Below are 2,639 nucleotides of genomic sequence, written 5' to 3' on the forward strand. Positions count from 1 at the left end.
AGCGTACCCCCGCCATGGCGCACATGTACATCGCCAATCCCCTCAATGGACGCGGCGCCGACAATCTGTTCTCAACCCATCCGGCAACCGCGAACCGGATCGAGGCATTGCGCCGCATGGCAGCCGAGATGGGCGTCAGCTCCGAGACTGCGGATGCACCGCGTCGCCGGGCCGGACCGTGGGGCTGATCATGGCGCCAGACTCATGAGCGGCGCCCTGGCACGGCGCGCCGCAGCCGAATTGCTCATGCTGGCGCTGGACAGCCGCCGCACGCTGGACGAGGCGATGCTCAAATCTGACAACTTCAACGGGCTGGAAGGGCCAGATCGGGGCTTTGCCCGACTGATGGCGAGTGCCGCCCTGCGCGAACTTGGCCGCATTGATGCGGGTCTCTCACCCCTGCTGTCGCGACCACTCAACGCCACCAGCCCTGCCATTCGCGCCCTATTGCGCATTGGCGTGGTACAGCTTTGGCGGCTGGAAACACCGCCTCATGCCGCTGTGTCGGAGACGGTTGAAGCGGCCAAGGGCTGGCCGGATGCGCGTTCGGGAGGCAGTTTTCTCAACGCCGTGTTACGGCGCGCAGCCGACACACCGCCTGACCTTGATGCAATGCCCGCGAGCCTGATCTGGCCGGATTGGCTGGCCAGCCGGTTCACGAATGATCTTGGCGCCGATGGCGCAGAGCAACTCGCCGCGCACCAACTGCACGAACCGCCTATCTTCCTGTCTGCAAGGACCGACCCACGCGATGTTGCTAGTGCAACCGGTGGCGACCTATTGCCGACCGGTTCTGTCCGGCTGAACAGCGCGAATGTCGAGGCCCTGCCCGGGTTTGAAGCAGGCGGCTGGTGGGTTCAGGACGCCGCCGCTGCCCTACCCGCAAAACTGCTCAATGTGACCAGGACCGATCAGGTCGTGGATTTGTGCGCGGCGCCAGGCGGCAAGACACTTCAACTGGCGGCCACCGGTGCGAAAGTGACTGCCGTCGATCGGTCCAAGCCGAGATTGGAGCGCCTCAGGGAAAACCTTGCGCGAACGGGCTTGTCTGCAGACATCGTTGCGGCCAATGCCGATGAATGGCGCCCGGAGATTCCGGTGAACAAATTGCTGCTGGATGCCCCTTGCTCCGCATTGGGCACCTTGAGACGTCATCCAGAGGGCGCATGGATCAAGCGAGAGGAAGAAATTGATCGCTTTCCAGCAGCGCAGACGCGCCTCCTGACAGCCGCCGCCGACATGGTCACTTCGGGCGGCATCGTCATCTATTGCGTCTGCACCCCGCTTGACTCCGAAGGGCGCAATATCGTCGATCAGGCGATTACGGCGGAGCTTTATTCACGTCAGCCTGTATCCGAAGCAGAAATTCCCGGTTTCGAGCATTGCCTGACGCCGGAGGGCGATCTGCTGACCCTGCCGCAAGACGGCGCGGGGCATGATGCCTTCTACATTGCGCGCCTGCAGCGGACTTGATCGATTTCAATCCGCGCATGGTTTTCAAGCGGTAAACAGACTTGCCACAAAAAGGTCTCGCAGAGTTCATCTGCCATTCAGGGCGAATTGTGCAATGATAACCCATCTAATGTGCAGGGAGCACTCAACATGATTACCGAATTTTCTCCCCGGAAAGTTGCTGTGGGCGCATTTGCTGCCCTCGCTTTGGCACTCACCGGATGTGCAAGCAATTATGGCGCTGGGACAGCCACGCCAGGTGCGGTCGGTCAGGCTTCTACCGTTTATACCGGTACAGTGACTTCGGTGCGCGCCGTAACGATCCAATCGGACCGGTCCCTGATTGGTACCGCAACAGGCGCCGTGTTGGGCGGTCTGGCAGGCTCCGAGCTAGGTGGCGGCGACAAGGCCCAGACTGCGGGAGCCATTGGTGGCGCCGTCATCGGCGGCATCGCCGGTAACGCAGCTGGCAAGGCCGTCGGCAAGCAACAGGGTTATGCCTACATTGTCCGTTTCTCGACGGGTGACGTGAAGGAAATCATTCAGGGCGCGGATGTCTATATCGCGCCAGGTACACCAGTCGATATCATTGCCGGGGCTGATGGTTGGAAACTGGTTCCGGCCGGCGGCTACTAGGCCCGATCTCTACACTTTCGGACAGCCGGCCACCTTGTGTGGCCGGCTGTTCCAGCTTAGGGATTGCGCATGCGCGACGTGTTGATTTCCCCCTCGATTCTCTCTGCAGATTTCTCTCGCCTTGGTGAAGAGATTGCCGCCATAGACCATGCTGGCGCAGACATGATCCATATCGACGTCATGGATGGGCATTTCGTGCCAAACCTGACCTTTGGCCCTCCGGTGATCGAAAAGCTCCGCAAATGCACGGATAAGCCGTTCGATGTGCACCTGATGATCGCCCCCGTGGACCCGTTCATTGCTGCCTTTGCGAAGGCTGGCGCAAACATCCTCACGGTTCATCCGGAAGCCGGACCACATATTCATCGCACGATTCAGGCGATTCGCGCTGCCGGCATGAAGCCGGGAATTGCCTTAAATCCGGGCACACCCGCCAGCATCATGGAGCCCATACTGGACGATATCGACCTGATCCTGGTGATGTCAGTCAATCCCGGTTTCGGCGGTCAGACCTTTATCGACAGCCAGTTGCGCAAGGTCGAACAGCTGCG

At 60.7% G+C, this 2,639-nt stretch carries 3 protein-coding genes and 1 pseudogene; all 4 read left to right on the forward strand.

Annotated features, from left to right (window positions below):
- Positions 1 to 188: pseudogene (locus B4F73_RS09610) on the forward strand (protease HtpX); the annotation flags it as partial.
- A gap of 16 nt (positions 189 to 204) precedes the next feature.
- Positions 205 to 1,473 (forward strand): RsmB/NOP family class I SAM-dependent RNA methyltransferase, encoded by a 1,269-nt coding sequence (locus B4F73_RS09615; protein WP_290483114.1) that lies wholly within the window; start codon positions 205 to 207, stop codon positions 1,471 to 1,473.
- A gap of 129 nt (positions 1,474 to 1,602) precedes the next feature.
- Positions 1,603 to 2,088 carry a glycine zipper 2TM domain-containing protein gene (locus B4F73_RS09620; RefSeq protein ID WP_051607800.1) on the forward strand — a complete coding sequence of 162 codons (486 nt, stop codon included), beginning with the start codon at positions 1,603 to 1,605 and terminating at the stop codon, positions 2,086 to 2,088.
- Positions 2,089 to 2,157: 69 nt separating this feature from the next.
- On the forward strand, positions 2,158 to 2,639 hold a 482-nt coding region (rpe, locus tag B4F73_RS09625; protein WP_290483115.1), incomplete at its 3' end, for a ribulose-phosphate 3-epimerase.

The sequence above is a fragment of the Hyphomonas sp. UBA3601 genome, from assembly GCF_002375605.1.
Lineage (GTDB): Bacteria > Pseudomonadota > Alphaproteobacteria > Caulobacterales > Hyphomonadaceae > Hyphomonas.

Coding starts and splice junctions, on each gene's coding strand:
- B4F73_RS09620 (WP_051607800.1), top strand. CDS start 1,603: ATGATTACCGAATTTTCTCCCCGGAAAGTTGCTGTGGGCGCATTTGCT.
- B4F73_RS09615 (WP_290483114.1), top strand. CDS start 205: ATGAGCGGCGCCCTGGCACGGCGCGCCGCAGCCGAATTGCTCATGCTG.